Genomic DNA, 23,217 nt, shown 5'->3' with positions numbered 1-23,217 from the left:
GGATTGCGAAATTGAATACACCAACTCAGGCAATCATTCTACCAAAGTGGCCCCATCGGCTACCAAACGTCACTTCTGATAAACAATTCCTTTTACAAAACCAAAATAGCGAAGTGAGCAAAAAAGCACTCGGTATCCATTTTCTTGAAAATAGGGCTCCATATCGATTAATTTTTTAGCTTCAACACGACAAACATAACCGAAGAATTTATACATGAGGTGAAGCATGCCCTTTTTCCATCGATTCTTTTTTTGGGGTTCTAGATAGAAATCGGCATATAACCAGCGTCCTTCATTAACCAGTAAGGCCGTTAAATGACGGAACACTTTTTCAGCTTTCGACCGCAAAAAATTATCGAACAAGAAGGAGGTGATGATAACATCATAGGAATTTGGGGCAGCCACATAATCTTCAATCGCTTGCTCAACAAATACGACCTTGTTATTTCCGTAATACCGATTTCGCGCAATTCGTAACATATTCGCTGAAATTTCCACATAGGTTATCATTAAACCTTGCGGATACAACTTGGCCAATGCCTCCAATATCCATCCCGACCCACCTCCGACAATTAAAATGCGACTGTTCGAAGCAATAGTATGGATCAAATCCAATTGAACATTAACTTGTGCACGGCCAAATACCAATCGACTCAGCCTGTCATATAAAGACGCAATATTATCGTAATTATTCCGCATCCCCTTGTCATTAAACAAATTGCATCGCAAACATACCACAAATCGCTTTTATCAACAGTAAACCGTCAATAACAATTAGATAATAAAGTATTCGATGTCTTTTATGCATTGAGTAAGCCACCAACAGCGAAAGTGCAAAAGGTAAAATATTAATCAATAAGGGAAGGAAGCTAAAATGTCTATAATAGGCAAAGATTATCATCGACAGAACACCTATTAAAAGTAATGGAATTAATAACTGAAAAATAGTATTTCGAAGACCGAACCGTACAACAAATGTTTTTAATTGCTTATTAGCATCTTCCGCATAATCTTTAATATCAAACATAATTGCATTTACCGTGCAAAACATGAAAGTTTTGACAAAAAGCCACATGACGAGAAAGGGGTCGATCAAACTGGCAGGATGCTGTATCTTCAGCATAATAATAGGAAACAGGTTAACACAACAAGCCCAAACAAACCCGATGATAAAAGCTTTTAATAAACCTGAATTCCGGATATTCAACGATATAAATGATCGTGGTAAAAGCCCATAATATAGAATAATTGCGAGGGTTACAACAGCCATGATCAACCAATAAGTCCAATGCAAGGTGTTTAGCGATTGCCTATTTTGCCAAACCAACCCAAATGCAAGCAGCATACCTATCAGGGTGGACAGCCCTAAGTTTCCTTTTGCAAATCGAATATTTTGCTGGTACCATTGTGTTCGCGGATTATTATGCCTCCTGCTTACTGTTACATTAATGTATGCATAGGTATAGTAAGCCATCGTTGCAAAAAACAAAAGCAGGTAATAAGCTGTATTATTAAAAGGAATAGCAAGTTGAACAGCGGTTTCCAGCGACAAGGCTATCGCTAGAATGCCAACAAAAATGTTTCCAAAAAATACAAATTTAATAAAGCGATCTATCATGCCCTCAATGGATATGGAAGCTAAAATACAGTTTTTGCACCTGATTGACCGGAGTTTTTTTTCCTTACTTTTTCCAACCAATTGGCAGGGCCGCTTATCTGTTGTCTTAATTTATTCTAGTATTGCTTGTCGTGTTAGGGCTTGGCTTTAAAATTAAATTTATGAAGACGCTTTTAGTACTAACGGATTTTTCTGACGCAGCGACACATGCTGCGAAATATGCTGCCATTGTCGCCAAACAATTGAAAGATGCACGTATACTATTATTCAATAAGTTACAAAGCATCACATCAATTCCAAGTAGTCCTTTGGTAATAACAAAATCGCACGAGTCGAAAGAGGAGTCAATGACGCACTTAAAGCGATTAGCCAATGAATTAAAATTCTTAAAGCATACCGATACAGAACTAACCTATCTTGCCAAAGAAGGCGATCTGGATGAACTAACAAACGATTTAATTAATAAGTATCAAGTCGATTATGTCGTTATGGGCCTAACGGGAAAAAGCAAACTTGAGCAAACCTTAATCGGAAGCAATACCATACAAATTGCAAAAACGGTCAATAGACCATTATTAATAGTCCCTGAGTCTGCGAAACTCACGCCGATTACCAAGGTAGCCTCCGTCATGGATCTATTAGATACCAAACAAGCGCAGACAATTACAAATTTGTTAAATCCACTGTATTTGCATAATCACCTGGAACTTTATGTACTCAGTCATGAAAGCGAAGGCATACCGCTACAAACCCTACACAATCATAATTTTACCGCTGTAAAGGAGAAAATTAGTCGATACAATCCCAAGTACTATGCCATCAGCGAAATTGATATTGTAAGAGAAATATTGGAGTTCTCCAAGTCGCATAACATCTCGTTAATCGTCCATATTGAGAAGAAAAGAAACTTTTTTGAAAGCCTCTTCTTAACAGACATTACCGAGCGGATGGCTTATGTAACCCATATACCATTACTTTTAGCAAAGCAGGCGTGAATTAGGCCTTAGGTCATAAGCAGTAAGCTCGTACAAACCCATCATCACATCAGCTAACCGACCGTAGGGAGCTCATGAATGCCTTTAAAGTGAACACGAATGAATAATCATCCCATTGGCTAATAAACTACTTTCCTACTCAACGACTCAACTACTTAACGTATTCAACCGCTACAAAAAATAACAACGGCATAGGGGTGGGTTAAGCAATCGTTGTCATAGTAACAAAGAAAGGAATTAAAATGATGAAGGTTATTGATCCACATCAAGTATTATTTAAAAATAAATGAAAGAAATATGGTAAAGGTGCACTGTATTCAGGCTAAAGATTGTATATCACAGCAAGTTTATCTAAGTTTGACTTGATCCGGCTTATATGCTAACACAATTAAATATGCAGAGCGATAACGTCACGCTTAACTTGTTGCAACAAGGCAATGAAGAAACCTTCGAAAATGTTTTCAAACAACATTTCAACAGTCTACATGCTTACGCTTTTACCATCTTAAAAGATGCTGTCGCGGCAGAGGAGGTTGTACAGTCTCTTTTCTTAAAGCTTTGGGAAAAAAAAGAGAATTTAGACATACACACGTCACTAAAATCGTACTTGTACAGAGCCACTTATAATGACTGTATGAATACAATTAAGCATTGGCAGGTGAAACAACGGCATCAAGATCATATCACCTATGTAAATGATTTTGCGTATGAACATACGGCCAATCAGTTACAGGAAAACGAACTAAAAAAAGAACTGCAAAAAGCAATGAATTTACTGCCGGAAAAGTGTCGAACGATCTTTCAGATGAGTCGCTTTGAAGAGCTGAAGTATCAGGAAATAGCAGACAGATTGGAAATATCAATTAAGACCGTGGAGAATCAAATGGGAAAGGCACTTAAAATAATGAGAACAGCATTGGCTGATTACTTGCCGCTTATGGTTTATTGTTTACTAAGCTTATTTCTCGGGCAATGAAAGATGAACTACTTGTAAAATTCCTTCTTAAGGAAGCATCTTCAGAAGAAGATCAATACGTACAGGCCTGGTTAGCTGAAGACCAAGCCAACCGGAAGAAATTTGAACAGTTCAAATTGATTTGGGATAGCAGTGAACAGCTGGCGATTCAACACCCGATCGATGAAAATTTGGCCTGGAAACGCTTTCAGTTATTACGGGATCAGCGTTCCGAGAAGAAACCGGAAGACGCAATTCATCCCATACCAAATCTTCAGGAATATAAAACTAGAAGACCTACGGGGTGGTTAAACGTGGCAGCAGGTATTTTAATGTTTATGGGGCTAATGACGGGCATTTACCTTTATGTTATTGCACCGAAACATCCTTATCTACATAGCATTAAAATGACAGCGAAGGAACAACCGTTAACAAAAACATTACCGGACGGGACAACCGTAACACTTAACCGTCATGCAAAACTCGCTTATACCGAAAACTTTTTCAGTGGCCAGCGTCAGGTAAATATGTCAGGTGAAGTGTTCTTCGATGTGATTAGCGATAAGAAAAGACCCTTCAGTGTAACAGTAAAAGACTTAAGCATCCGGGTGCTTGGAACGTCATTTAACGTAAAAAGCAATCGAAAATTAACCGAGGTAATTGTCGAAACGGGCGCTGTTCAAGTAAATAGGGAAGATGTTGTCATTAAATTGAGTCCCGATGAAAAAGCAATAGCAGTGGCCGAACAAAAGGGTCTCAAACAGGAGAAACAACATGATAAACTCTATGATTACTATAGAAGCAAAATGTTTAAATTAGATGGAACCCCTTTGTGGAGATTTGTAGAGGTATTGAATGAAGTGTATCAAGCACATATCGTAATTGAGAATACAGCCATTGCAGGTTTGCCGATAACTACTACCTTTGATAATGATTCTTTATCCGGTATTTTAAATACCTTATGCAAAACTTTACAATTAGACATGGAAAGAACGGGCAAAACAATTCTATTAAAAAGGAAGACATCGTAATATAACATAATCATTATCCCTTGGAGAACCAATTATTGCATTCGTGTAAAAACCTGCTATTGACATTTGTATTGTCAATAGCAGGTTTCGCCGCTTTTAGTCAAAACTATCTTTATAAGCCGGTTAAACTTCATGTGAACCAAAAAAAACTGGGAAACGTACTGGAAGATATCGGTCGGCAAGCAGGTTTTCATTTTTCCTACAGCAGCGGCATTATTCGCTCCGACAGTTTAGTAACGATCCGAAATTTTGACGGAGATGTGAAAACAGCGCTGGTCACCCTGCTGGGTAATGGTTACGAATATCAGCAAAGCCCGAATCACCTCATTATCCGTCCTGCCCCGTTTCGTTTAACACTTATGCCCGAAGAACTGGGCGAGGGAAAGAGAGTTTACACCATTAAAGGTTATGTTGTCGATGAAAAAACAGGAGTGGGTATCCATAATGCCAGCGTTTACGAAAAACGACTACTTGTAGGTACCTTAACAGATAAAAAAGGGCATTTTAAGCTTAAGCTCAAAACGAAAAGTGCAGGTCCGATGGTATTAACTGTTAGTAAAGAACTTTATAAAGACACGACTACGGTATTTTTACCAACTGTTGAGCTGGGCAAGGATGCTAACAAGAAAGGACATTACGGTTATATCGGAGATGGCGAAGAAGAGGTTTCCAATACCGCATTGGCTCGTCTATTTTTGAGCTCGAAACAAAAACTAAATGCACTCAATTTAGGAAACTTTTTTGCCTATACACCGGTACAGGTTTCATTAACACCGGGATTAAGCTCACATGGCATGATGAGCGGGCAGGTTGTTAACAAATTTTCTGCAAACCTGATCGGGGGTTATACGGCTGGCGTAAACGGGGTGGAACTGGCAGGTATATTTAATATAGACCGATATCACGTTCGCTATTTGCAAGCCGCAGGTGCTATTAATATGGTAGGGGGGAATATGTCCGGTGTTCAACTTTCGGGAATTTACAATACCGTAATTGACAGTCTGAAAGGCTTTCAAGCAGCAGGTATTTTTAATTTTGTAAAAAATAGCACAAACGGTGTCCAATTAGCAGGCATAGCCAATTACACCGAAGAATTAAAGGGTGTGCAAATAGCCGGCGTAATCAACAAAACAAGAACGAATCGTGGCTTGCAATTTGGCTTTATTAATATCGCAGACACCTCTTCCGGCGTTAGCATTGGTGTAGTAAACATTTCGAAAAACGGTATTAAAAGATTAAGCATATCAAGTAACGAGGTCTTATATGTCAACGCAGCTTTTAAAAGTGGAAATGCAAACCTATACAGCATTCTTTCTACCGGCTATGGCAATTGGAAAGGCTCACAGATTTTCACCACAGGCTTCGGGCTTGGGCATGAATTTAGAAGAAAGAACCAAGCTAATTACTTTGCATTTGAGCTGGTAAGTCAGCAAATACATGGCGCTGCTTATGAAAATGTAAGCAATTGGCAGAAGCTCAATATCCTTTACAATTACTCCTTAGGACAAAAAACGAAATTATTCATTGCACCAAGTCTTAATTTTCTTACGAAGAATAGACAGATCATTGAAAACGCAAGAGACATTCCTTCTGCAGGATATCCCTATTTTATCGACAAAGAGCGCTCAAAATTATGGTTAGGCATTGAATTGGGGGTTTCTTTTTTCTAACATCTAAGCGGAAAATAATATTCGGTCTCAGGTTAAAATAGGGGGGAAGTCCAAGTAGCTTGTCATTATTTAAACGATGATAATGACAAGATTTATGGAACGAAACGTATTTAATTACAAAAAAACAATGCTGGCAATAACTTTGTTGCTGGCAAGCTCTTTTAACCTCTTTGCTCAAGAAGACAGTCCTGCTCACGTAGGTATCTTATATCCATTAAGTACACACGGAGGAAAAGCGGCTGATTATAGCAATACGATTAGCCTACACGCGATTGCGGGTTTATCTGGTGGCGAAAAGGCTTTTGCCCTATATGGCGTGGCTGGAATTGTGAAGGGTAATGTAACCGGACTGCAAGCATCTGGTGTGTTCAACAAAGCCACGGGTACCCTTCGCGGTGTCCAGTTAGCAGGTGCAATCAACTTAGCAGGCGATGCTTCTGAGGGTTACCAATTTGCCGGTCTCTATAACCAGAGTAAAGGAAATGTGCATACTCAATTAGGAGGCTTACTTAATAAAGCCGAAACGACCAACGGTTTACAGGTCGGTGGTTTAAGCAATATCAGTAAGCAGCTGGCCGGTGTCCAAATGGCAGGACTCTATAATCAGGCTGACGAGGTAAAAGGAGCCCAAATAGGTGGGATAATGAACAAAGCAAAAAATGTCAAAGGAGCACAATTCGGTTTAATCAATATCGCGGATAGTAGCGACTATACCATTGGTTTGATCAATATTGTCAAAAATGGAGAAAAGAGTATCCGTGTGGGAACCGATGAAGACCTATCAACTTTTGTTAGCTTTCGTTCAGGAGGACGTGTTTTATATGGTATTTTAGGAATTGGTTTTAACCCGCAATATGAAATGGTCCGTTATGGAGCTGAAGGAGGAATTGGTGTGAATTTATTAAATAAAGATAAGTTCAGGCTAGCGGCTGAAATCTCTTCCATTACATTAACCGATTTTGATGGCAATTATTTTAATAAAAACGGTTTGCGTATTCTGCCGTCTATCAAAATCGCACGTAAAATTTATCTATACGGAGGACCATCCATCAATTATGTCAATACCGATAATGAAGAGGGCAAAAAAATGATTAAAATGAAAATCTGGGATAAACAAAACAGCAAGGATTATCAGGCTTTTAACGTAGGCTTTACCGGAGGTCTACAACTGGTACTTTAAATGGTCTTTTCTCCTTGGTATGGCCGGCAGTGCTTTTTTTCTTTCGGCCATACCAAATAATAAAACCTGTTATCGGCAAAGACGAGGCAATAAGACTCGCCAGGAAAGCGAGAATTTTTCCGGGCAAACCTAAAATAGCGCCCACATGAATATCGTAATTCATCCCAATAAGCTTCTCTCCATTATTTTTATCATTATAATTTCGACGATAAAGTTTCTTACCGGTATACTGATCCAATTGTATTTCATCTGTATTATAATAGACTTCTTTACCTCGATAGCCAATCGCGTAAATAACACCTTCTTTGCCAAAGGCAGGGGATAAACCGATTCGATCGTAGCCACTGGAAAATTCTTTGCTTGCAGTTAGGAAGGCGATATCCAAGGGAGAGGATGCTGCTACAGCCGTGGTATCTGATTGTTTCGTAACAAAAGATGGTGGAGTTGTCGATTGTGAGGCCGCTACATAAACAGCCGTTTCAAACCATTTCATAGCCCAAACCATACCAGTTAATGCTAATATCAAGGTGATAAACAGCGCATAAAACCCTGGCACATTATGTAAATCGTAATTCAAACGTTTAAATCCCGCCTTCCATTTAACTTTAAAGCTCTTATTAAAATTTGATTTTTTTAAATTTTTGGGCCACCAAAGTACAAGACCTGTTAATAGGAGAATAACAAATAGCAAGGTCGCATACCCAACAATCGGTTGCCCATAAGGCGTATTCAACAGCAAACTCCAATGTATGTATTTTACGATTACAAAAAAGTCTTTCGTATAATCGATATATCCCGTTACCTTAGCCGTGTAGGGGTCCACAAATACAGACTCATAACGATTGATGGAACCAAAAAAAGTGAGTGCGTTTTGATCCCCCGCTTCGTAACACATAAACTCCCATGCTTTATCCGGTGCCCTATAAGTTGTAATGAAAGTTGCCGATTTACCCAGAGCTTTATCTGCTGTCTCTTTGAGCTTACTAAAGGGCTGCACGATCGCATTTTTTGGTACTTCAACATAAAACTTATCCCGATGAACCAAATTGCTGATTTCCTGTTGAAAGACAAAAAGACAGCCTGTAATGGCAACAATAAATACGATTATTCCTGATAGCAAACCCAACCATAAGTGTAAAAAGGCAACGATTTTTTTTACCGTCCCTTTTTTCTTCACTTTTGTTTTGGCTTGCTTCATTGAACTATCTTTAAAATTTGTAAGTTAAATTAGCCAAAAAGCTTCTCGGCATCTGAGGTTCTACGGTTGTCCACCCTTTGAAATATTCTTTATCACTTAAATTATCCATCTTTAAACCGATCCTAAATTTACGATGATCATAAAAGATGGAAGCATTCAGCACCGTGTAAGCAGGTAATGTGAAATTGCCTGTCCGAAGGTCATTGGTAATGATATTCTCACTGGCAGAGTTGCCACCAAAGCCTAAACCAAATCCATTGATTAGCCCTTGATGAAAGCGATAACTAATCCAATAATTGAGCAGGTGCTTAGGTCCCGCAGAAACCGGCCGACGATTGTTAACACTTTCGTCGGCCTTAGTAAGCTTACTGAAGTTATTACTGTAGCCAAAGATGACGTTTAAACCTTCTATCGGGCGTGCATTTAAATCCAATTCAAAGCCACGGGATAGTTGAGATCCATCCTGGACGGTAACATTATAAGAAATAGAATCGCGTATAACAGCAATTGACCGGGTTACATTCTTAACCAAGATATCATAGTAGCTTGCTGTAAAACTCAATCTATTATCCAATATGTCCAGTTTTACACCACCTTCCCATTGATTGGCTTGTTGAGGTTTGAAGGTGCTTGGATAATCCGCCAACGGCTGATCGGCGGGAGCTACGTTTCTAAAACCATTCATATAATTGGCAAAAATGGAAATTCGGTTGGGGATCAGCTGATAAACCACACCAAATTTGGGAGATAGTGCCGTTTGATTATAATCTCCGCTTGTAACCCCTGTACTTAAATTAGTCGTTCCCTGACCTTGAAAATGATCTACACGTAAGCTTGCCATTACCAATAATTGATCACTTACGTTTAATATATTAGAGAAGTAGGCTCCGTAAACATTAGTAGCAGCTTTTGTATAAGTACCAGGTTGGGTTGCTTCAGCAAGCCGTTCGTCAACTAATTGTCTATTATAATTGGCGTAATTAGGATCATTGTAGCTGGAATTAACTCTATCAAACAAAATATAGGGCGAGTTATTGTTTTCATTGACCTGTCGGAGGAAATCTAAACCTGCTACCAAACGATTTCGTAAACCACCAATCCGGAAATCACCCGTAAAGTTTTGTTGGACATTCAAGATTTTACTTACCGCATCTACATTTGCGACGTATCTACTTAAGAGTGTATCGTTATCTGCCTCTAGATACATTACATACTGGTAATATCCGTCTGATTTTCTTCGATTATAATTAATAGTAGTTCTTGAAGTCCATTGATTTGAGAGTTTATATTGGATTTGACCACGAAGGTTCATAGTGGGAGTCTTAACTGTGATATCCTCGCTCGTATATGATTTGTCGAAGTCGAATTGCAATTCATCGGGAGTTCTAGCGACAAGTTGTCTAGAACGGTTTAAGAAAACCATCAGAGGATTTGTTCCTTTATAATAATATAATTCAGCATCTGCGTTGATTGTCAAACGACTGTTGGGCCTAAACTCAAACGATGGAGCAACAAAAAAAGATTTTCGGAAACCAACATCTTGAAAGCTATTCTGCGTATGGTACGCTGCATTCAATCTACCCAATAAGTTTCTTTTAGTATTCAACGGGCTATAAACATCAGCCGTAACACGATGCTGCGCAAAACTCCCGACTGTATAGCTTACTTCACCACCTACCGAGTCTAAAGGGTGTTTAGTAACCACATTGATTAAGCCTCCGAAATTTACCAATGCACCTCCGTAAAGAGTTCCAGAAGGTCCTTTAACAACCTCAATTTGTTCAATATTGGCGGGATCTAAATCTCCATTAGTCACGGCAGCAATACCGTTGATTAGCGATGGTTGCGTAGCAAAGCCTCTTAAGGTAAAATAGGCAGCACCATCACCACCTCTTCCGGTTGAGCTCCATAGTTTATCTAATCCCGAACTGTTCTTTAGTGCATCATTAAAGTTCGTTGCTATTTGATCTTTTAGTACCTCCTTTGTAATCGTCGTGTAGACTTGTGGATTTTCAAGATTGCTTAGCGGCAATTTGGAAACAAAATTGCTCTTTCTCCTGGTATAAGGATTAGCCCCTACACCATTAACCACCACTTCATTAAGTGCTGCCGCATTTTCAGTCAACGTAACGACCGGTACCTCCATCTTCGCACTGCTTACCTCAATTTGAAGCTCTTGCGCACTCAATCCGAGGGCCGTTACGCGAAGTATATAGGAACCAAAGGGCACCTGCTTTATTTCATATTGTCCTTCATGGTCGGTTGAGGTGCCACGACTGATGCCTTTTAAGGTAACCGAAACGCCTTCGGCGCCTTTACCATCGGCTGTCAACACCGTACCCTTTAGATCAGCCTTTTGTTGCGCTTGGGAAAGGAAGGGCAGGAATAAAAATTGAATATTTACGAATAAAAAAGTTAGGTAGGATCGAGATCTCATTCTTATTTGGACTTTGTCTAAATTTCTGCAAATAAAAGAACTAAAACCTTAAAATGCAATTCTTATTAAAAATTATTCTAAAGAAGAGGAGGGGGAGGTTGAATACTTGGCAGGAGAATAGGGGATTAGCCGATGTGATAATGAGCCAATGTGATAATGGTGCGGCCTGTGTGATTATAGCATAATGCCTGAAAATAGTTAAGTGGTTGGATAATTGCGTATAGTGATTGTCCATGAGCGTTTCTGCTCACAACTAATACGAATCACCAACAACTAAAAAGTCATAACAATTTCATAATAAATGTTTAAACATTTATTTAATATAAAAGTATTTACTTTTGGTCTATCAAAAAGAGAAACGTATTAAAAATTGAATTATGGCAACAACATGGGTAGTAGATCCTGTACATTCGGATGTGCAGTTCAAAATTAAACATTTAGTAATTTCCACCGTTACCGGTGCTTTTAATCAGTTTGAAGGTCAAGCAACCGCAACTGATGGTTTCGAAGATGTTACGGCAGACTTTAAAATAGATGTAAAAAGCATTGATACTAAAAACGCTGATCGCGACAATCATTTAAGAACAGGTGATTTCTTTGATGCTGATAGTCATCCTGAGATCTCATTCCGTTCGACGTCCTGGAAAAAAGTAGGGGATGACGAATTTGAAGTAACCGGTGATTTGACCATGAAGGGTATAACAAAACCCGTTACTTTCAAAGCGGAGTTTGGTGGAATTGAAAAAGATGCTTATGGCAATACCAAAGCAGGTTTTGAAGTTACCGGAAAAATTAATCGCAAGGAATTCGGTCTTACTTATAATGCTGTAACGGAAACCGGTGGCCTAGCTCTTGGTGAAGACATCAAACTAGTGAGCAATATACAGCTTGCAAAACAAGCATAATTGTTGACGGTAAAATAATGTAAGAAGGTGTCTAAAAGGTGGTGAACACTTAAAAAAATGCATCGCCGGGAGTTCGCGGTTACTTTTGCGGAAAAAGTAACACCTCATTGCAAGAGATCGGTTTTTTAACAAAAACAAAGGAGTCCAAATGACGATCTAGTTATATCCTCGCTCTGCAAGACTCGAAGGAACAACTGTCCGTCAGCTAAAAACTGGCCTCCAAATCTTCGGATAGTACTAGCTAAGTAATGGCACTAACTTTGAAAGAAGATTTGCAGTCAGGAGTTTTTGGTTACTTTTGCGGAAAAAGTAACACCTCATTGCAAGGAACGATGGTGATGGACTTTTTAGACACTTCTTTTTATATTAAATATTTCCCCATTCCATACTTAAGATGGGATAGGGTTTTCCAGCGTCATCTAATTCACTACGATTAACGACTACAAAGCCCATATGTTTATAGAAGCCAAGTGCTTGTACATTTTGCTCGTTAACATCCACCGTCCTTACGTGTTTTTCATTTAAAGCATATTGCACCATTTTTTTACCTGTTCCTATACCACGCATGGCTGCATCTACAAATAACATCTGGATGGCCTGTCCCGAAATACCAATAAAACCGACAAGCTCGCCTTTTTGATTTGCATACCCATATAAATCCACTAAATCGAGGTATTTATTATAAATGAGTTCTTTATAATGCAGAATATCTTCTTCATTAAGAAAATGGTGGGTAGCTCGTACTGCGCTTTCCCAAATTTCCATAATTCGTCCGTAATCGTATTTTCCTAAACTTCTAATCATCGCTTGTAACAGGGTGACAAAGATGTTAATCCCTTAAAGGGAATCTAATAGTCGGTATAAGCCTTTTTTATATGTCCGCCGTCAGTCTCTCAAGCACCATTCGTATAGCTCGATCGATGGTCCTTTGTGCTTCCTTACTAAAAACCGCCTGAAGGCGGCTGGCCAATATGGCATTCACGGAAATTGCCCGGTGTCCCAGTGATTTTGCTAAACCATAAATACCTGCTGTCTCCATTTCTAAGTTCGTAATGGCCTTTCCCTGATGGCGGAACGAACAAAATTTAGCTAATAAATCTACATAAGATGGTGTAGCGCGCGTATGACGACCTTGCGGGGCGTAGAAACCTGGAGCTGTAAGGGTAATCCCAGTGGAAATAGCAGGTGCGAACTGACGAAGAAGATTTTGGGAACAGGCAGCCACATATGCCTGGATAGGCTCAAGTGCAAGATGCCTCTGGAAAGCCTCCCGCAGTTCCAGTTCAGAAACCTCTTCTGTTTTTTTATAGTATTGCAGGAGCGAGTCCAGTCCGATGGCAAAAGTAGAAACCAAAATAGAATCTAAGGGAATATCGCGTTGCAAGGTGCCGGAAGTACCAATCCTTATAATATCAAGCGCTCGTAATTGGGGCTTGACAGTCCGGCTGGGTAAATCTATATTTAGCAACGCATCCAGTTCCGTTAAGACAACATCAATATTGTCTGTACCAATACCGGTAGAGACAACGCTTAATCTTTTTTTTCCAATGTAGCCCGTGTGGGTTATAAACTCTCGTTTTCCCTTTTTTAGTTCTATCCGATCAAAATATTTACTCACTTGCCCCACACGATCGGGATCACCAACCGTAATCACCGTATCGGCTATATCTACAGGCAGCAAATTCAGATGGTAAACGCTACCATCTGAATTAAGTATAAGGTCTGTATCGGTAATCTTCATCGTGACTTAAATTGTCTAATCAATTCTTTTTAACTTGTACGCAGAAATTTTATTTTTACATCTGTTAATCCTTGCAATCGACCTAATGTTTGATTCACTTGCTTTTGTCTGATCTCAAAAGTCAGCGAGCAATCGTTGTCGAAAACCTGCTTCAACACCACCAGATCGTCTTCTTTGACAATTCGCATTACCTCATTCATTTGCAGGTAATTGAAGTTTACCTCATACACATCGTTCACTGTCTTTTGAATAATCTGAGCCTGACCAAGGGCATCCTGTGCAGCGCTTTTATATGCATTAATTAACCCGGGGACACCTAATAGTGTACCACCAAAATAACGTACCACTACAAGAATAATGTTCGTTAAATCATGCGACAAAAGTACATTTAATATAGGACGACCTGCCGTACCAGAAGGCTCGCCATCGTCATTTACGCGAAATATCGAACGATCCGTTGTTAAACGATAGGCCCAGCAATGATGCCTTGCCTTTGGATGAAGGCTTTTAAGTTCTGCAATGATATTTTTCAGTTCTTCCGGATCGCTAAACGGATAAGCATAGGCAATAAATTTGCTTCCTTTATCTTTAAATAGACCTTCAACAGGTTTTTCAATTGTTTTATAAGTATCTTCAAATAAATTCATTAACAATGATCGCTTACAGTTTTACAACAGGCCAATGATGATGACCGAAATCACAGCCAGTAGAAGTCCGACTTTATTTAATGTGCTCAATTTTTCCTTAAACAAAAACATACCAACAATAGCGCCCACTACAATGACACCGATATTCATTCCGGAAAACACGATAGATGGATTGTTCGGTAAGGCTTGATGCGCTTTCATATAAAGAAGAATATTTCCAAAGTTAAAAAGTCCCAATGCCAAACCCCACAATGTTCCCGAAAGGGAAAACTTTTCCTTTTTGGTAACTGCTAAAAAGCCAATGTATAAAAATGAAACCAAGGTGCAGAGTATAAAAACCAAAAAGATTGATGTCTTGTATGAAATTGCTTGGTATTGGGCGATATACTTAAATAGAATATCAATAAGTCCCATACCGAAAAACACCAACAAAGGGTACCGCCAAGCGTTTTTGCTGGCCAGGGTATGCTGATTACGGCGTTGCCATTTAATCGAGCAGATAATTGCTGCTAGTCCTACCACCAAGCCAATAAGTTTAATAGCGCTTGGATGTTCCTTAAAGATAAAAAATGCTGCTAAGAGCGGAATAAAAAGGGATAGACGCTGGGCGATTTCTGTACGCACAATACCTGAATAACGGATAGACCCGGCGATAATGATAAAGAGTGAAGGCATGAGCAATCCTAAGATCAAATAGATCGTTAACGGCGCTTCGGTAAAAGAGAAATTACGCAGATCCGGTTCCAGGTAATGGAAACTTAACAACACGGCAACAGGGTAGTTCCATGCGATCATTTGCAGGATGTTGACCGAATAACGTCGGGCCAATTTGATTATCACCGATACGGTGACACTGCATAAAACACTTAAAAGAACAAAGAGCATCGTTAGTTGTTAAAGTAAACAGTCAGTAAATCATTTCCTATGCTTTCCTTTAGCTGAGGAATCGTCTGTAAGCGCGGGGCTTCCCATCCGTCTTTCCAATAAACCGATCCACTAAACACGCGCGCTTCGTCCCACAAACCTGCTTCTATAAAAAGTTTAAGTGTTTTGATTCCCCCTTCGATGACGACCGACTGGATATCCATCAAATGAAGCTGGTATAGAATATTTTGCGGCAAATACCAATCGAAATTCTCTAAAGCAATCAATTTAAGATGATCTTGCCAATCGGTCTTTATTGCGTTAAATACAATTGTTTCTGTTTGTTGATCGAACAAATGAAGATGGGAAGGGAGTGAAAGTTCCTTATCTATAACAATGCGTTTCGGGTTTTTACCGAACCATGCCCGAACGTTCAGTTGCGGATTATCAATTATAGCCGTATTCGCCCCTACTAAAATAGCGTCTTCTTGGCTGCGCCATCGATGATTGACCACTTGGGTACTCGTTCCTGTAATCCATTGTCGGCCAGGGTCCTTGGGTGCAAAATAACCATTCGCTGTTTCCGCCCACTTTAGGATAACGTATGGTCTCTGTTTTTGCACACGCGTAAAAAAACGTCGATTTATAAATTTTGCTTCTTCTTCTAATACACCTTCAATCACTTCGATACCCGCAGCGCGCAATTTAGCGATACCACGACCGTTTACTTGCTCATAGGGATCTCTGCAAGCCACAATCACTTGTTTTACTTGATGCTTGATGAGCAGATCGGCACAAGGAGGTGTCTTCCCCTGATGAGAACAGGGTTCCAGGGTAACATAAACCGTCGATTCTTTCAGTAAGTCGGCGGCATCTGGATAGTGATTGAAAACATCGGCAATTGCATTGGGTTCCGCGTGGGCTTCGCCATATTTTCGATGCCAGCCCTCCCCAATAATGGTATCTTTATGTACGATCAAAGCACCAACCATTGGATTCGGACTGACGGTGCCATGACCTAGTTCCGCTAACTCCAGGCAGCGCCGCATATAGATTTCGTGATTAGGCATATACAAACCTAAGGAATTTTAATAGCTGTCGCTTAATACGTATATTTTTTTTTACAGTTTTATGTTATGTTGAGTTGGGATTAGCCAAATAGCCGATAAGCTGGCACCCATTTTTTACTTTTGAATTTTTACTTTTGAATTAGTAGGTTTGCCCATGTAAATACCATGCAACAACTCGAAGCCGTCAAAAAACAATTCATAGAAAAAATAGCTGTTTTATATGAAGCTAACGAAGCGGAGAGCATCTTTCTGATTGTGTTGGAAGATCTATTTGGATATAGCAGAAGAGACTTACTCCTTCACAAATCCATGAACTTGAACGACGAGCAACTGGACCGGCTGGAAGAGGCCGCCAGTCGCATAAGTACCGGTGAACCGGTTCAATATATCATCGGACACACACCTTTTATGGGATTATCACTCCATGTGAATCAACATGTATTGATTCCACGTCCCGAAACAGAGGAACTTGTTGATCTCATTATTCAAGACTTGAAACAAGGGGATAGGCCTGCGCCCAAAATCATCGACGTCGGGACAGGTTCCGGTTGTATCCCCATTGCTATCAAAAAGTATGTTAATCAAGCGCAGGTTTCCGCAATCGATGTATCAGGTGAAGCGTTGGCTGTAGCAAAGCAGAATGCCGTGGAGAACCAATGCCCTGTTCACTTTATGCTGGCCGATATCCTTGAATGGGATATCATCTTTGCCGAAGAGCTTAAGTTTGACCTTGTGGTTAGTAATCCCCCTTATATAACAAACAGCGAGCAACAATTCATGCATCCGAATGTATTACAATTTGAACCCCATTTGGCGCTTTTTGTAGAAGACCGGGCCCCGTTGCTCTTTTATGAAACGATTGCCTCTTTCGCCTTAGCGCATCTGGAAAAAGGAGGAAAGCTCTATTTTGAGATCAACCGAAATTTCGGAAAAGAGGTAAAAAATTTACTTGTAAAAAAAGGTTTTAAAGATGTCCTGCTTAAACAGGATATACATGGAGCAGATCGAATGGTAAGAGCGAGTGTGTAGATGGGCACGGTGAAAAGGAAGGGAAGGAGAAGCAAAAAACAGCATAACAACGGTTCCATTTCTTGGAAATGGGTATGCGTATTGTGCTGTATATTGGCATTGATCTCCATGGCGGTTATCAATCATTTTCTATTTTATAAACGTGTCCACTACGGCATCAAAATTCCTAGGGGATACCACACCCATGGAATTGATATTTCCCAATATCAAGGGAAGATCGATTGGGAAGCTTTATGCACTCCCCAAGATAGTGATGTACACATTTCTTTCGTTTACATGCGTGCCACCATGGGGATGCGAAGCGATAAAAAATTTAAATTCAATTGGCAAGCAGCAAGGAAATATGGTTTAAAAAGGGGGGCTTATCTCTTTTTCCATCCAAATAAGGACGGTGTGCGACAAGCGGAGCTGTTTATCGAACGTGTAGGTGATTTGGATGGTTGTCTGCCTCCAGTAATCGATATTGAAAAGACCTATCGAACTGATAAAAAGCTTTTAAAGAAACGTTTACAAGATTGCTTAAACACCCTGAAAAGCTATTATGACATCGATCCTGTTATCTACACTTATACAACCTTCTACCGTGATTACTTAGGTGAAAAATTCGATCAATATCCCTTATGGATCGCCCATTACGAACGAGAAGATAAACCCGACTACATCAATCGTCCATGGGACATTTGGCAACACAGTGAACGGGGGAGCATAGCCGGTATATCTGAATTCGTTGATTTTAATGTCCTAAACTGTAAGAATCGCATTATGCCCTGTGAAGTTTGCGGTTATTAGTGATTCGTTGGTTTGTGCTTTATCACTATTACTGAACCATCATTAGCCGTACAAAAACTACTCGACTAGTTGACGATTTACAAGGTATAAATCATGGTAAGTACGCTTAAAACGCGAAACTACCTATCGCGATAGTTAAGCCGACATTATCACATTGGCTAATCGGCTAATTTCTAACTCAACGACTCAACGATTCACCAAAAATAAACTTTCCCAAGTCCGGTTTCACTTTCTTTTCCCGTTTTAGCTCATGCTCATAAATCAATTTTCCAAGATTTTTCAGAAAAGGATAGGTGACCTCTTCATACTCATAAATTCCGTCATTATAAATTTCATTATTATTCGATTGAACTACAACGGCTAGGAGAAATTCAACACCGTTTTGAAAATCAACGATATAGGCATTGTCGATATTGTAGCCGTAGGAATCACCGTACTTATTGAAACTACGGATACTACCATCAGGATGGACACCTTTTTCACGACCGAAAAACAACAACTTACTGTAGGTAGGCCAGAATTCAGTGCTATCATATTTGGGGAAATCGGATTCTTGTGGAAAACGCGACATATAGTAGTAGATGAAGCGATAGTCATCATCGTTAAGATGAAACTGTTCTTTCTTTGGGAAAGCTTCCGGAAAAAGCAATTTTTTCATGATCAATTGCTGGTCGGCTAAGGCATATACATTAAGTCCTTCGAAGCTATAGGGTTTATGAATCAAGCTATCTTTAGCATCGATATATGCTTTACCACGAATTAAATTATTTAGTTTCAACGGATAATCTTGCGGATCGTATTGAGCCGCTTGTTGATAGATAAGCTGATTATCTTTATAAAAGGTAATCGGATTGGTGTGTTTGGCCCATTCACCCTTATCGCCAATCGCTAGACGGTTGATAATGCGACTATGATTGGCCCCATGTTTCTTCAAGCGGCGGTTGATATCCGCTCTTCCCAAGAATTCATAGAGGCGATTGAAAGCATCATTATCACTGGTCAGCAAAATTTTCTTGATATAATGTCCAATACTCGGGAGTCTGTTTTCCGCTGAAGAATCAACGTCAACTTTGGTTTGTTTTCCCCAAGCGCTATCGATTCTCAGCGGTGTGTTTTTATCCAAACCATTGATTTTAAGCTCATTGATTTTTTCCAGTGCAAAAACAGATGCCGGTAATTTCACCGTACTGGCGGGGTAAAAGTACCAGTTTGGGTTCAGTTGATAGCTAAAAGAAGTAAAATGTGGTTTATTATGCTTATCACGATCTATTTGTGTATAGAGAATTTGCACCTGCTTTCGTTGCGGATCATCGAGAATAGCTTTAAAAAGTTCGGGGTGGATTTCAATTAAATTCTTTAAAAATAGGGTATCCATTGATTGTGCATAGCTTTTATAGGAAATCAGCAACAGACAAAAAGAGAATAATGTTTTCATCGCCGTTCAGGTTTGTGCTGCTAAGATAGTGAAAACCTCATAAACTTGCATGCCAAAAATTCAGTGTCCGCTTTTTAGCTTGGTATAGTTAGCTTGAATGGCTATTTTTGCGGAATAGATCAAATGGACTTAATTTATCATGCTTCTTAAACGCAAAGCAATTAAATTTAGGATAGCAAGTAGCAATCATTAGGGTTAAACCGTTATAAAAAGCATACAAATCGAAAATTTTCACCTTATAAACAACAAATGAAAACAAAAATCAACTCTCTTTACCTAAGCTTATTGGCTGGAACCTTACTTACACTGGGAGCGTGTAGTAAAAATGATGATCCAGAACCATTGCCACCGATACCAGATAACCTCGGTGTATTTGTTCTTAACGAAGGGCAATTTGGACAACAAAATGCATCACTCGGTTTTATCAAGTTTAACGATGCAAGCTATTCTGATAGCACAAATTTAGGCAACAATGCAAATGACGTTATTCGCTTTGGAGGAAATTTATACATTACTGTCACCGAATCGAATAAAATAGTAGTAGTCAATTACTATAGTAAAAAGATAGTAAAGACCATCCCAATGAAACAGCCTCGCAATTTAACGTATTTGGATAAAAAGGTCTTTGTCACAAATTACAATAATAGAGTAGTTGCGATTGATACAACTTCTTTAACTGCTGTGGATTCTGTTGAAGTCGGACGGACCCCTGAAGAAATTGTGCGCATGAACAATAAACTTTATGTTGCGAATTCAGGTTCAAAAGATGGTTGGTCTAATGGGAATTTCGATAAAACTGTATCCATTCTAAACCCGTCACCATTATCAGTTGATAGAACAATTGAGGTAGCTGAAAATGTGACCGGTTTAACTGCTGACTCTGCACGAAACAGACTGTACGCTAATACAGCTGCTATCGATTCCAGTAGACCTTCTAGACTTTATGTCATTAATACACAAAGTGAGAATGAAGCACCAGTAAAGCTTACTTTTGGAGCGAGTAGAATGTTGGTTGTGGGTAATCAAGCTCTTCTCATAAGCGACAATTTTGAAACTAATAAAAAGCAAGTGTTATTAATGGATTTGGCAAATCGTAATACGACTAAGTTTATTGAGAATAACGACATTAAAGACCCCTATGGCCTTGGCTTTGACATTAATTCGGGGCAGATTTGGATTGCTGATGCAAATGGCTATAATGGTAAAGGCAAAGCATATGTTTATTATAATACTGGTTCCCCGGGCCCTGTTATAAATGTAAACTATGTTCCCAAAAAGTTTATATTTAAATATCAATAAAAAGTAGTTATATGAAGGGATACAATTTGTATTCCTTTCTTATTTCCACTCAATTCCCTATCTTCGTCTCCCATGCAACTCAACGTAGGACTGATCGGTTTCGGCATGGCAGGACAAGTGCTTCATGCCCCTCTTATAAGCTCGGTAACAGGTTTAAGATTAACAAAAGTCTATGCCCGTCGGGAAGAACAGCAACATATATTACGGACTAAATATCCTGCAGTAAGCATCGTGGCCGATGTAGAGGATATCTTTAATGATAAGAAAATTGACTTCGTTGTCATCGCGACATCCAACGATGTACATTTTAGCTTAAGCAAAGCTGCCTTGTTGGCCGGCAAACATGTGGTGATAGAAAAACCTTTTACCAATACCCTGGAAGAAGCGAACGAACTGATTGATGTAGCAAAGAGCCAAGGTAAATTGCTATCGGTATTCCACAGTGCCCGTTGGCATAGCGATTACCTTACCGTAAAGGACGTAATTGCCGGCGGTGAGCTCGGGCGACTGGTAACGATGGAAATCCGTTACGATCGCTTCCGTAATTATTTACGACCGAATGCTTGGCGGGAGGACAATCTACCCGGTTCCGGGATTTGGTTTGACCTCGGTGCGCATCTCATTGATCAAACTTTACAATTATTCGGCAAACCACAAGCGCTCTTTGCCTCGTTACGTAAAATGAGGGAAGGGGTAGGGGCCGTTGACGATTTCGAAGTTTTATTATACTATCCACAACTAAAAGTTTCTCTCAAAGGAAGTATGCTGGTGAAAGAACCGACACCACGTTTTGCTTTATATGGCACGGAAGGTGCCTTTGTAAAACCGGGTGTCGATCCGCAGGAGGCGGCATTGAGGGAGGGAAAAACACCGACGGATTCGGCAAATTGGGGAGAAGAACCGCAAGAGATTTGGGGTATTTTAAATACAACAACCGAGGGGCCGGACAGTCGAAGAGCTATTCCTAGTCAAAAGGGAAATTACCCGGGTTATTATGAAAATGTACGCGATGCCATTCTCGGCAAAACCGAGCTGGCGGTTACTGCCGATCAAGCAAGAGATGTGATTGGCCTATTGCAATTGGCTGAAAAAAGCTGGGAAGAAAAACGTGTAATGCCTGTCGAATGAGCTATGATGCGATCGTCATTGGGGGAGGTGCCTGTGGCCTCATGTGTGCAGTGCAGGCAGGCTACTTAGGAAAAAGGGTAGCGGTCTTGGAGCGAAATGACAAGCTAGGCGCTAAAATATTAATTTCCGGAGGCGGGCGTTGCAATTATACAAATCTATACGCCACTCCCGCGAATTTCATCTCGGAGAACGAATATTTTTGCGTTGCCGCGCTCAATCAATGGACCGTAGGCGATACTATCCGCTTTTTTGAAGATGAAGGTATTGTAGGGCAGGAGAAGACGCTGGGTCAGCTATTTCCTACTTCCAACAAAGCAAAGGATGTTGTGGCCGTATTTGAACGACTACTTAAGACATTAGGGCAAGAGGTGTTTTTACAGGCGGAAGTTAAGTCGGTTGAAAAGAATCCTGTTACCAACACCTTTCAAGTTGTATTTGATCATCAAGGGCAGTTAGAGACCTTCGACACCGCTAAAGTAGTGATGGCGAGCGGTGGATTACCCATTGCTAAATTAGGTGCCAGCGACTTTTCTTTAAGGGTAGCGAAACGCTTTGGTCTACAGGTAACCGATACCGCACCAGCTTTGGTACCACTGACCATCACAGGGAAAGATGCGGAATGGTTTGCAGCCTTAGCAGGTAATGCGGTTTTCAGTAGGGTTTGGAACAAACAGATCAGTTTTGAGGAAAACATTTTATTTACGCATTGGGGTCTTAGTGGGCCCGCTATCTTGCAGATTTCTTCTTATTGGAAACCAGGTGAAGTGATCTGGATTGATCTCCTTCCCAAACAGCGTATTGCTCAGCTGGTTCAGCAAGAAAGAGATAGGGGAGGAAAGCGCTTGCTTTCACAACTTTTACAGGATCATTTTACCAAGAAGTTTACAGACGCATTAGGCAAATTCTTGTCTATCGACAAGAAAATCGCTTCGATCGGTAAACAGGAGGTAAAACTGATGGAACAGGTAATTCACCGTTTTGAAGTAAAACCAGCAGGTAGTAAAGGGTACGATAAAGCCGAAGTAATGCGGGGCGGTGTTAGCACCGACGAACTATCTTCAAAAAAACTGGAGGCTAAAAAATGTACAGGACTCTTTTTCGGCGGCGAATGTGTTGATGTAACCGGTTGGCTGGGAGGTTATAATTTTCAGTGGGCCTGGGCAAGTGGCTATGTAATTGCGCAACATTTGTAGTCGTTATTCGTTGCTCGTTATTAGTTATTAGTT

At 40.0% G+C, this 23,217-nt stretch carries 21 protein-coding genes; 11 read left to right on the top strand and 10 right to left on the bottom strand.

Features of this window, described 5'->3' with window-relative positions; genetic code table 11:
- Positions 1–69: 69 nt before the first annotated feature.
- Both RYH73_RS22500 and RYH73_RS22495 read right to left on the bottom strand, forming a co-directional pair.
- Positions 70–699, bottom strand: a complete 630-nt coding sequence (locus RYH73_RS22500; protein ID WP_335315742.1) for a class I SAM-dependent methyltransferase — start codon at positions 697–699, stop codon at positions 70–72.
- A gap of 10 nt (positions 700–709) precedes the next feature.
- Positions 710–1,618, bottom strand: a complete 909-nt coding sequence (locus tag RYH73_RS22495; RefSeq protein ID WP_335315741.1) for a UbiA family prenyltransferase — start codon at positions 1,616–1,618, stop codon at positions 710–712.
- 161 nt (positions 1,619–1,779) lie between these two features.
- Here RYH73_RS22495 and RYH73_RS22490 point away from each other — a divergent pair, with 161 nt between their 5' ends.
- The 5 genes from RYH73_RS22490 (at position 1,780) to RYH73_RS22470 (ending at position 7,449) form a co-directional block, all read left to right on the top strand.
- A complete protein-coding gene (locus tag RYH73_RS22490) occupies positions 1,780–2,613 on the top strand; it encodes a universal stress protein (RefSeq protein WP_335315740.1) in 834 nt (277 codons plus the stop codon).
- Positions 2,614–2,989: 376 nt separating this feature from the next.
- Positions 2,990–3,589 carry an RNA polymerase sigma-70 factor gene (locus tag RYH73_RS22485; protein WP_335315739.1) on the top strand — a complete coding sequence of 200 codons (600 nt, stop codon included), beginning with the start codon at positions 2,990–2,992 and terminating at the stop codon, positions 3,587–3,589.
- Positions 3,586–4,599: a FecR family protein gene (locus tag RYH73_RS22480; RefSeq protein WP_335315738.1), complete on the top strand. Its 1,014-nt coding sequence runs from the start codon at positions 3,586–3,588 to the stop codon at positions 4,597–4,599. The genes RYH73_RS22485 and RYH73_RS22480 overlap by 4 nt, the downstream gene beginning before the upstream one ends.
- A 59-nt stretch (positions 4,600–4,658) precedes the next feature.
- A complete protein-coding gene (locus RYH73_RS22475) occupies positions 4,659–6,269 on the top strand; it encodes a carboxypeptidase-like regulatory domain-containing protein (RefSeq protein WP_335315737.1) in 1,611 nt (536 codons plus the stop codon).
- Positions 6,270–6,351: 82 nt separating this feature from the next.
- Positions 6,352–7,449, top strand: a complete 1,098-nt coding sequence (locus RYH73_RS22470) for a hypothetical protein (RefSeq protein WP_335315736.1) — start codon at positions 6,352–6,354, stop codon at positions 7,447–7,449.
- Here RYH73_RS22470 and RYH73_RS22465 read toward each other — a convergent pair.
- Together RYH73_RS22465 and RYH73_RS22460 are read right to left on the bottom strand one after the other, a co-directional pair.
- Entirely contained in the window at positions 7,421–8,647 is a 1,227-nt protein-coding gene (locus RYH73_RS22465; RefSeq protein WP_335315735.1) for a PepSY-associated TM helix domain-containing protein, read from the bottom strand. The two genes, RYH73_RS22470 and RYH73_RS22465, sit on opposite strands and share 29 nt — an antisense overlap.
- Positions 8,648–8,657: 10 nt before the next feature.
- On the bottom strand, positions 8,658–11,084 hold the full coding sequence (locus RYH73_RS22460) for a TonB-dependent receptor (protein WP_335315734.1): 2,427 nt from the start codon (positions 11,082–11,084) through the stop codon (positions 8,658–8,660).
- 377 nt (positions 11,085–11,461) lie between these two features.
- Between RYH73_RS22460 and RYH73_RS22455 the strand changes: the two genes are divergently transcribed.
- Complete coding sequence (locus tag RYH73_RS22455; protein WP_335315733.1) at positions 11,462–11,989, top strand: YceI family protein; 528 nt, start codon at positions 11,462–11,464, stop codon at positions 11,987–11,989.
- Between the two features lie 366 nt (positions 11,990–12,355).
- On the opposite strand, the gene RYH73_RS22450 is transcribed toward RYH73_RS22455, so the two are convergent.
- The 5 genes from RYH73_RS22450 to ribD all read right to left on the bottom strand — a co-directional run bounded on the left by RYH73_RS22450 (position 12,356) and on the right by ribD (position 16,311).
- The gene (locus RYH73_RS22450; protein WP_335315732.1) at positions 12,356–12,793 is read right to left on the bottom strand and encodes a GNAT family N-acetyltransferase; all 438 of its coding nucleotides are present in this window, start codon (positions 12,791–12,793) and stop codon (positions 12,356–12,358) included.
- Between the two features lie 67 nt (positions 12,794–12,860).
- Positions 12,861–13,730 (bottom strand): nucleoside phosphorylase, encoded by an 870-nt coding sequence (locus tag RYH73_RS22445; protein ID WP_335315731.1) that lies wholly within the window; start codon positions 13,728–13,730, stop codon positions 12,861–12,863.
- Between the two features lie 29 nt (positions 13,731–13,759).
- The gene (locus RYH73_RS22440; RefSeq protein WP_335315730.1) at positions 13,760–14,377 is read right to left on the bottom strand and encodes an IMPACT family protein; all 618 of its coding nucleotides are present in this window, start codon (positions 14,375–14,377) and stop codon (positions 13,760–13,762) included.
- Between the two features lie 21 nt (positions 14,378–14,398).
- Positions 14,399–15,262, bottom strand: a complete 864-nt coding sequence (locus RYH73_RS22435; protein WP_335315729.1) for a DMT family transporter — start codon at positions 15,260–15,262, stop codon at positions 14,399–14,401.
- Positions 15,263–15,264: 2 nt separating this feature from the next.
- On the bottom strand, positions 15,265–16,311 hold the full coding sequence (ribD, locus tag RYH73_RS22430) for a bifunctional diaminohydroxyphosphoribosylaminopyrimidine deaminase/5-amino-6-(5-phosphoribosylamino)uracil reductase RibD (protein WP_335315728.1): 1,047 nt from the start codon (positions 16,309–16,311) through the stop codon (positions 15,265–15,267).
- Positions 16,312–16,476: 165 nt separating this feature from the next.
- On the opposite strand from ribD, the gene prmC reads away from it, so the two are divergent.
- Positions 16,477–17,340 carry a peptide chain release factor N(5)-glutamine methyltransferase gene (prmC, locus tag RYH73_RS22425; RefSeq protein ID WP_335315727.1) on the top strand — a complete coding sequence of 288 codons (864 nt, stop codon included), beginning with the start codon at positions 16,477–16,479 and terminating at the stop codon, positions 17,338–17,340.
- Positions 17,341–18,129, top strand: a complete 789-nt coding sequence (locus RYH73_RS22420; protein ID WP_335315726.1) for a glycoside hydrolase family 25 protein — start codon at positions 17,341–17,343, stop codon at positions 18,127–18,129.
- A 178-nt stretch (positions 18,130–18,307) separates the two neighbouring features.
- Here RYH73_RS22420 and RYH73_RS22415 read toward each other — a convergent pair whose 3' ends face one another.
- Positions 18,308–19,564, bottom strand: a complete 1,257-nt coding sequence (locus tag RYH73_RS22415; RefSeq protein WP_335315725.1) for a serine hydrolase — start codon at positions 19,562–19,564, stop codon at positions 18,308–18,310.
- Positions 19,565–19,813: 249 nt separating this feature from the next.
- Here RYH73_RS22415 and RYH73_RS22410 point away from each other — a divergent pair, with 249 nt between their 5' ends.
- From RYH73_RS22410 to RYH73_RS22400, 3 genes are all read left to right on the top strand, one after another.
- Positions 19,814–20,863, top strand: coding sequence for a YncE family protein (locus tag RYH73_RS22410; RefSeq protein ID WP_335315724.1), 1,050 nt, complete (start codon positions 19,814–19,816; stop codon positions 20,861–20,863).
- Positions 20,864–20,935: 72 nt separating this feature from the next.
- A complete protein-coding gene (locus RYH73_RS22405; protein WP_335315723.1) occupies positions 20,936–21,991 on the top strand; it encodes an oxidoreductase in 1,056 nt (351 codons plus the stop codon).
- Positions 21,988–23,184: an NAD(P)/FAD-dependent oxidoreductase gene (locus tag RYH73_RS22400; RefSeq protein WP_335315722.1), complete on the top strand. Its 1,197-nt coding sequence runs from the start codon at positions 21,988–21,990 to the stop codon at positions 23,182–23,184. Before RYH73_RS22405 ends, RYH73_RS22400 begins: the two co-directional genes overlap by 4 nt.
- Positions 23,185–23,217 lie beyond the last annotated feature (33 nt).

It is taken from the genome of Olivibacter sp. CPCC 100613 (assembly GCF_036959255.1).
Lineage (GTDB): Bacteria > Bacteroidota > Bacteroidia > Sphingobacteriales > Sphingobacteriaceae > Olivibacter.
The sequence above is the reverse complement of the archived record's forward strand: the minus strand, read 5'-3'. Positions and strand labels throughout refer to the sequence as shown.

Bases quoted from the DNA above. Each gene is read 5' to 3' on its own strand.
- RYH73_RS22500 (WP_335315742.1), bottom strand. From the start codon at position 699: ATGCGGAATAATTACGATAATATTGCGTCTTTATATGACAGGCTGAGT.
- RYH73_RS22495 (WP_335315741.1), bottom strand. From the start codon at position 1,618: ATGATAGATCGCTTTATTAAATTTGTATTTTTTGGAAACATTTTTGTT.
- RYH73_RS22490 (WP_335315740.1), top strand. From the start codon at position 1,780: ATGAAGACGCTTTTAGTACTAACGGATTTTTCTGACGCAGCGACACAT.
- RYH73_RS22485 (WP_335315739.1), top strand. From the start codon at position 2,990: ATGCTAACACAATTAAATATGCAGAGCGATAACGTCACGCTTAACTTG.
- RYH73_RS22480 (WP_335315738.1), top strand. From the start codon at position 3,586: ATGAAAGATGAACTACTTGTAAAATTCCTTCTTAAGGAAGCATCTTCA.
- RYH73_RS22470 (WP_335315736.1), top strand. From the start codon at position 6,352: ATGACAAGATTTATGGAACGAAACGTATTTAATTACAAAAAAACAATG.
- RYH73_RS22465 (WP_335315735.1), bottom strand. From the start codon at position 8,647: ATGAAGCAAGCCAAAACAAAAGTGAAGAAAAAAGGGACGGTAAAAAAA.
- RYH73_RS22460 (WP_335315734.1), bottom strand. From the start codon at position 11,084: ATGAGATCTCGATCCTACCTAACTTTTTTATTCGTAAATATTCAATTT.
- RYH73_RS22455 (WP_335315733.1), top strand. From the start codon at position 11,462: ATGGCAACAACATGGGTAGTAGATCCTGTACATTCGGATGTGCAGTTC.
- RYH73_RS22450 (WP_335315732.1), bottom strand. From the start codon at position 12,793: ATGATTAGAAGTTTAGGAAAATACGATTACGGACGAATTATGGAAATT.
- RYH73_RS22445 (WP_335315731.1), bottom strand. From the start codon at position 13,730: ATGAAGATTACCGATACAGACCTTATACTTAATTCAGATGGTAGCGTT.
- RYH73_RS22440 (WP_335315730.1), bottom strand. From the start codon at position 14,377: ATGAATTTATTTGAAGATACTTATAAAACAATTGAAAAACCTGTTGAA.
- RYH73_RS22435 (WP_335315729.1), bottom strand. From the start codon at position 15,262: ATGCTCTTTGTTCTTTTAAGTGTTTTATGCAGTGTCACCGTATCGGTG.
- ribD (WP_335315728.1), bottom strand. From the start codon at position 16,311: ATGCCTAATCACGAAATCTATATGCGGCGCTGCCTGGAGTTAGCGGAA.
- prmC (WP_335315727.1), top strand. From the start codon at position 16,477: ATGCAACAACTCGAAGCCGTCAAAAAACAATTCATAGAAAAAATAGCT.
- RYH73_RS22420 (WP_335315726.1), top strand. From the start codon at position 17,341: ATGGGCACGGTGAAAAGGAAGGGAAGGAGAAGCAAAAAACAGCATAAC.
- RYH73_RS22415 (WP_335315725.1), bottom strand. From the start codon at position 19,564: ATGAAAACATTATTCTCTTTTTGTCTGTTGCTGATTTCCTATAAAAGC.
- RYH73_RS22410 (WP_335315724.1), top strand. From the start codon at position 19,814: ATGAAAACAAAAATCAACTCTCTTTACCTAAGCTTATTGGCTGGAACC.
- RYH73_RS22405 (WP_335315723.1), top strand. From the start codon at position 20,936: ATGCAACTCAACGTAGGACTGATCGGTTTCGGCATGGCAGGACAAGTG.
- RYH73_RS22400 (WP_335315722.1), top strand. From the start codon at position 21,988: ATGAGCTATGATGCGATCGTCATTGGGGGAGGTGCCTGTGGCCTCATG.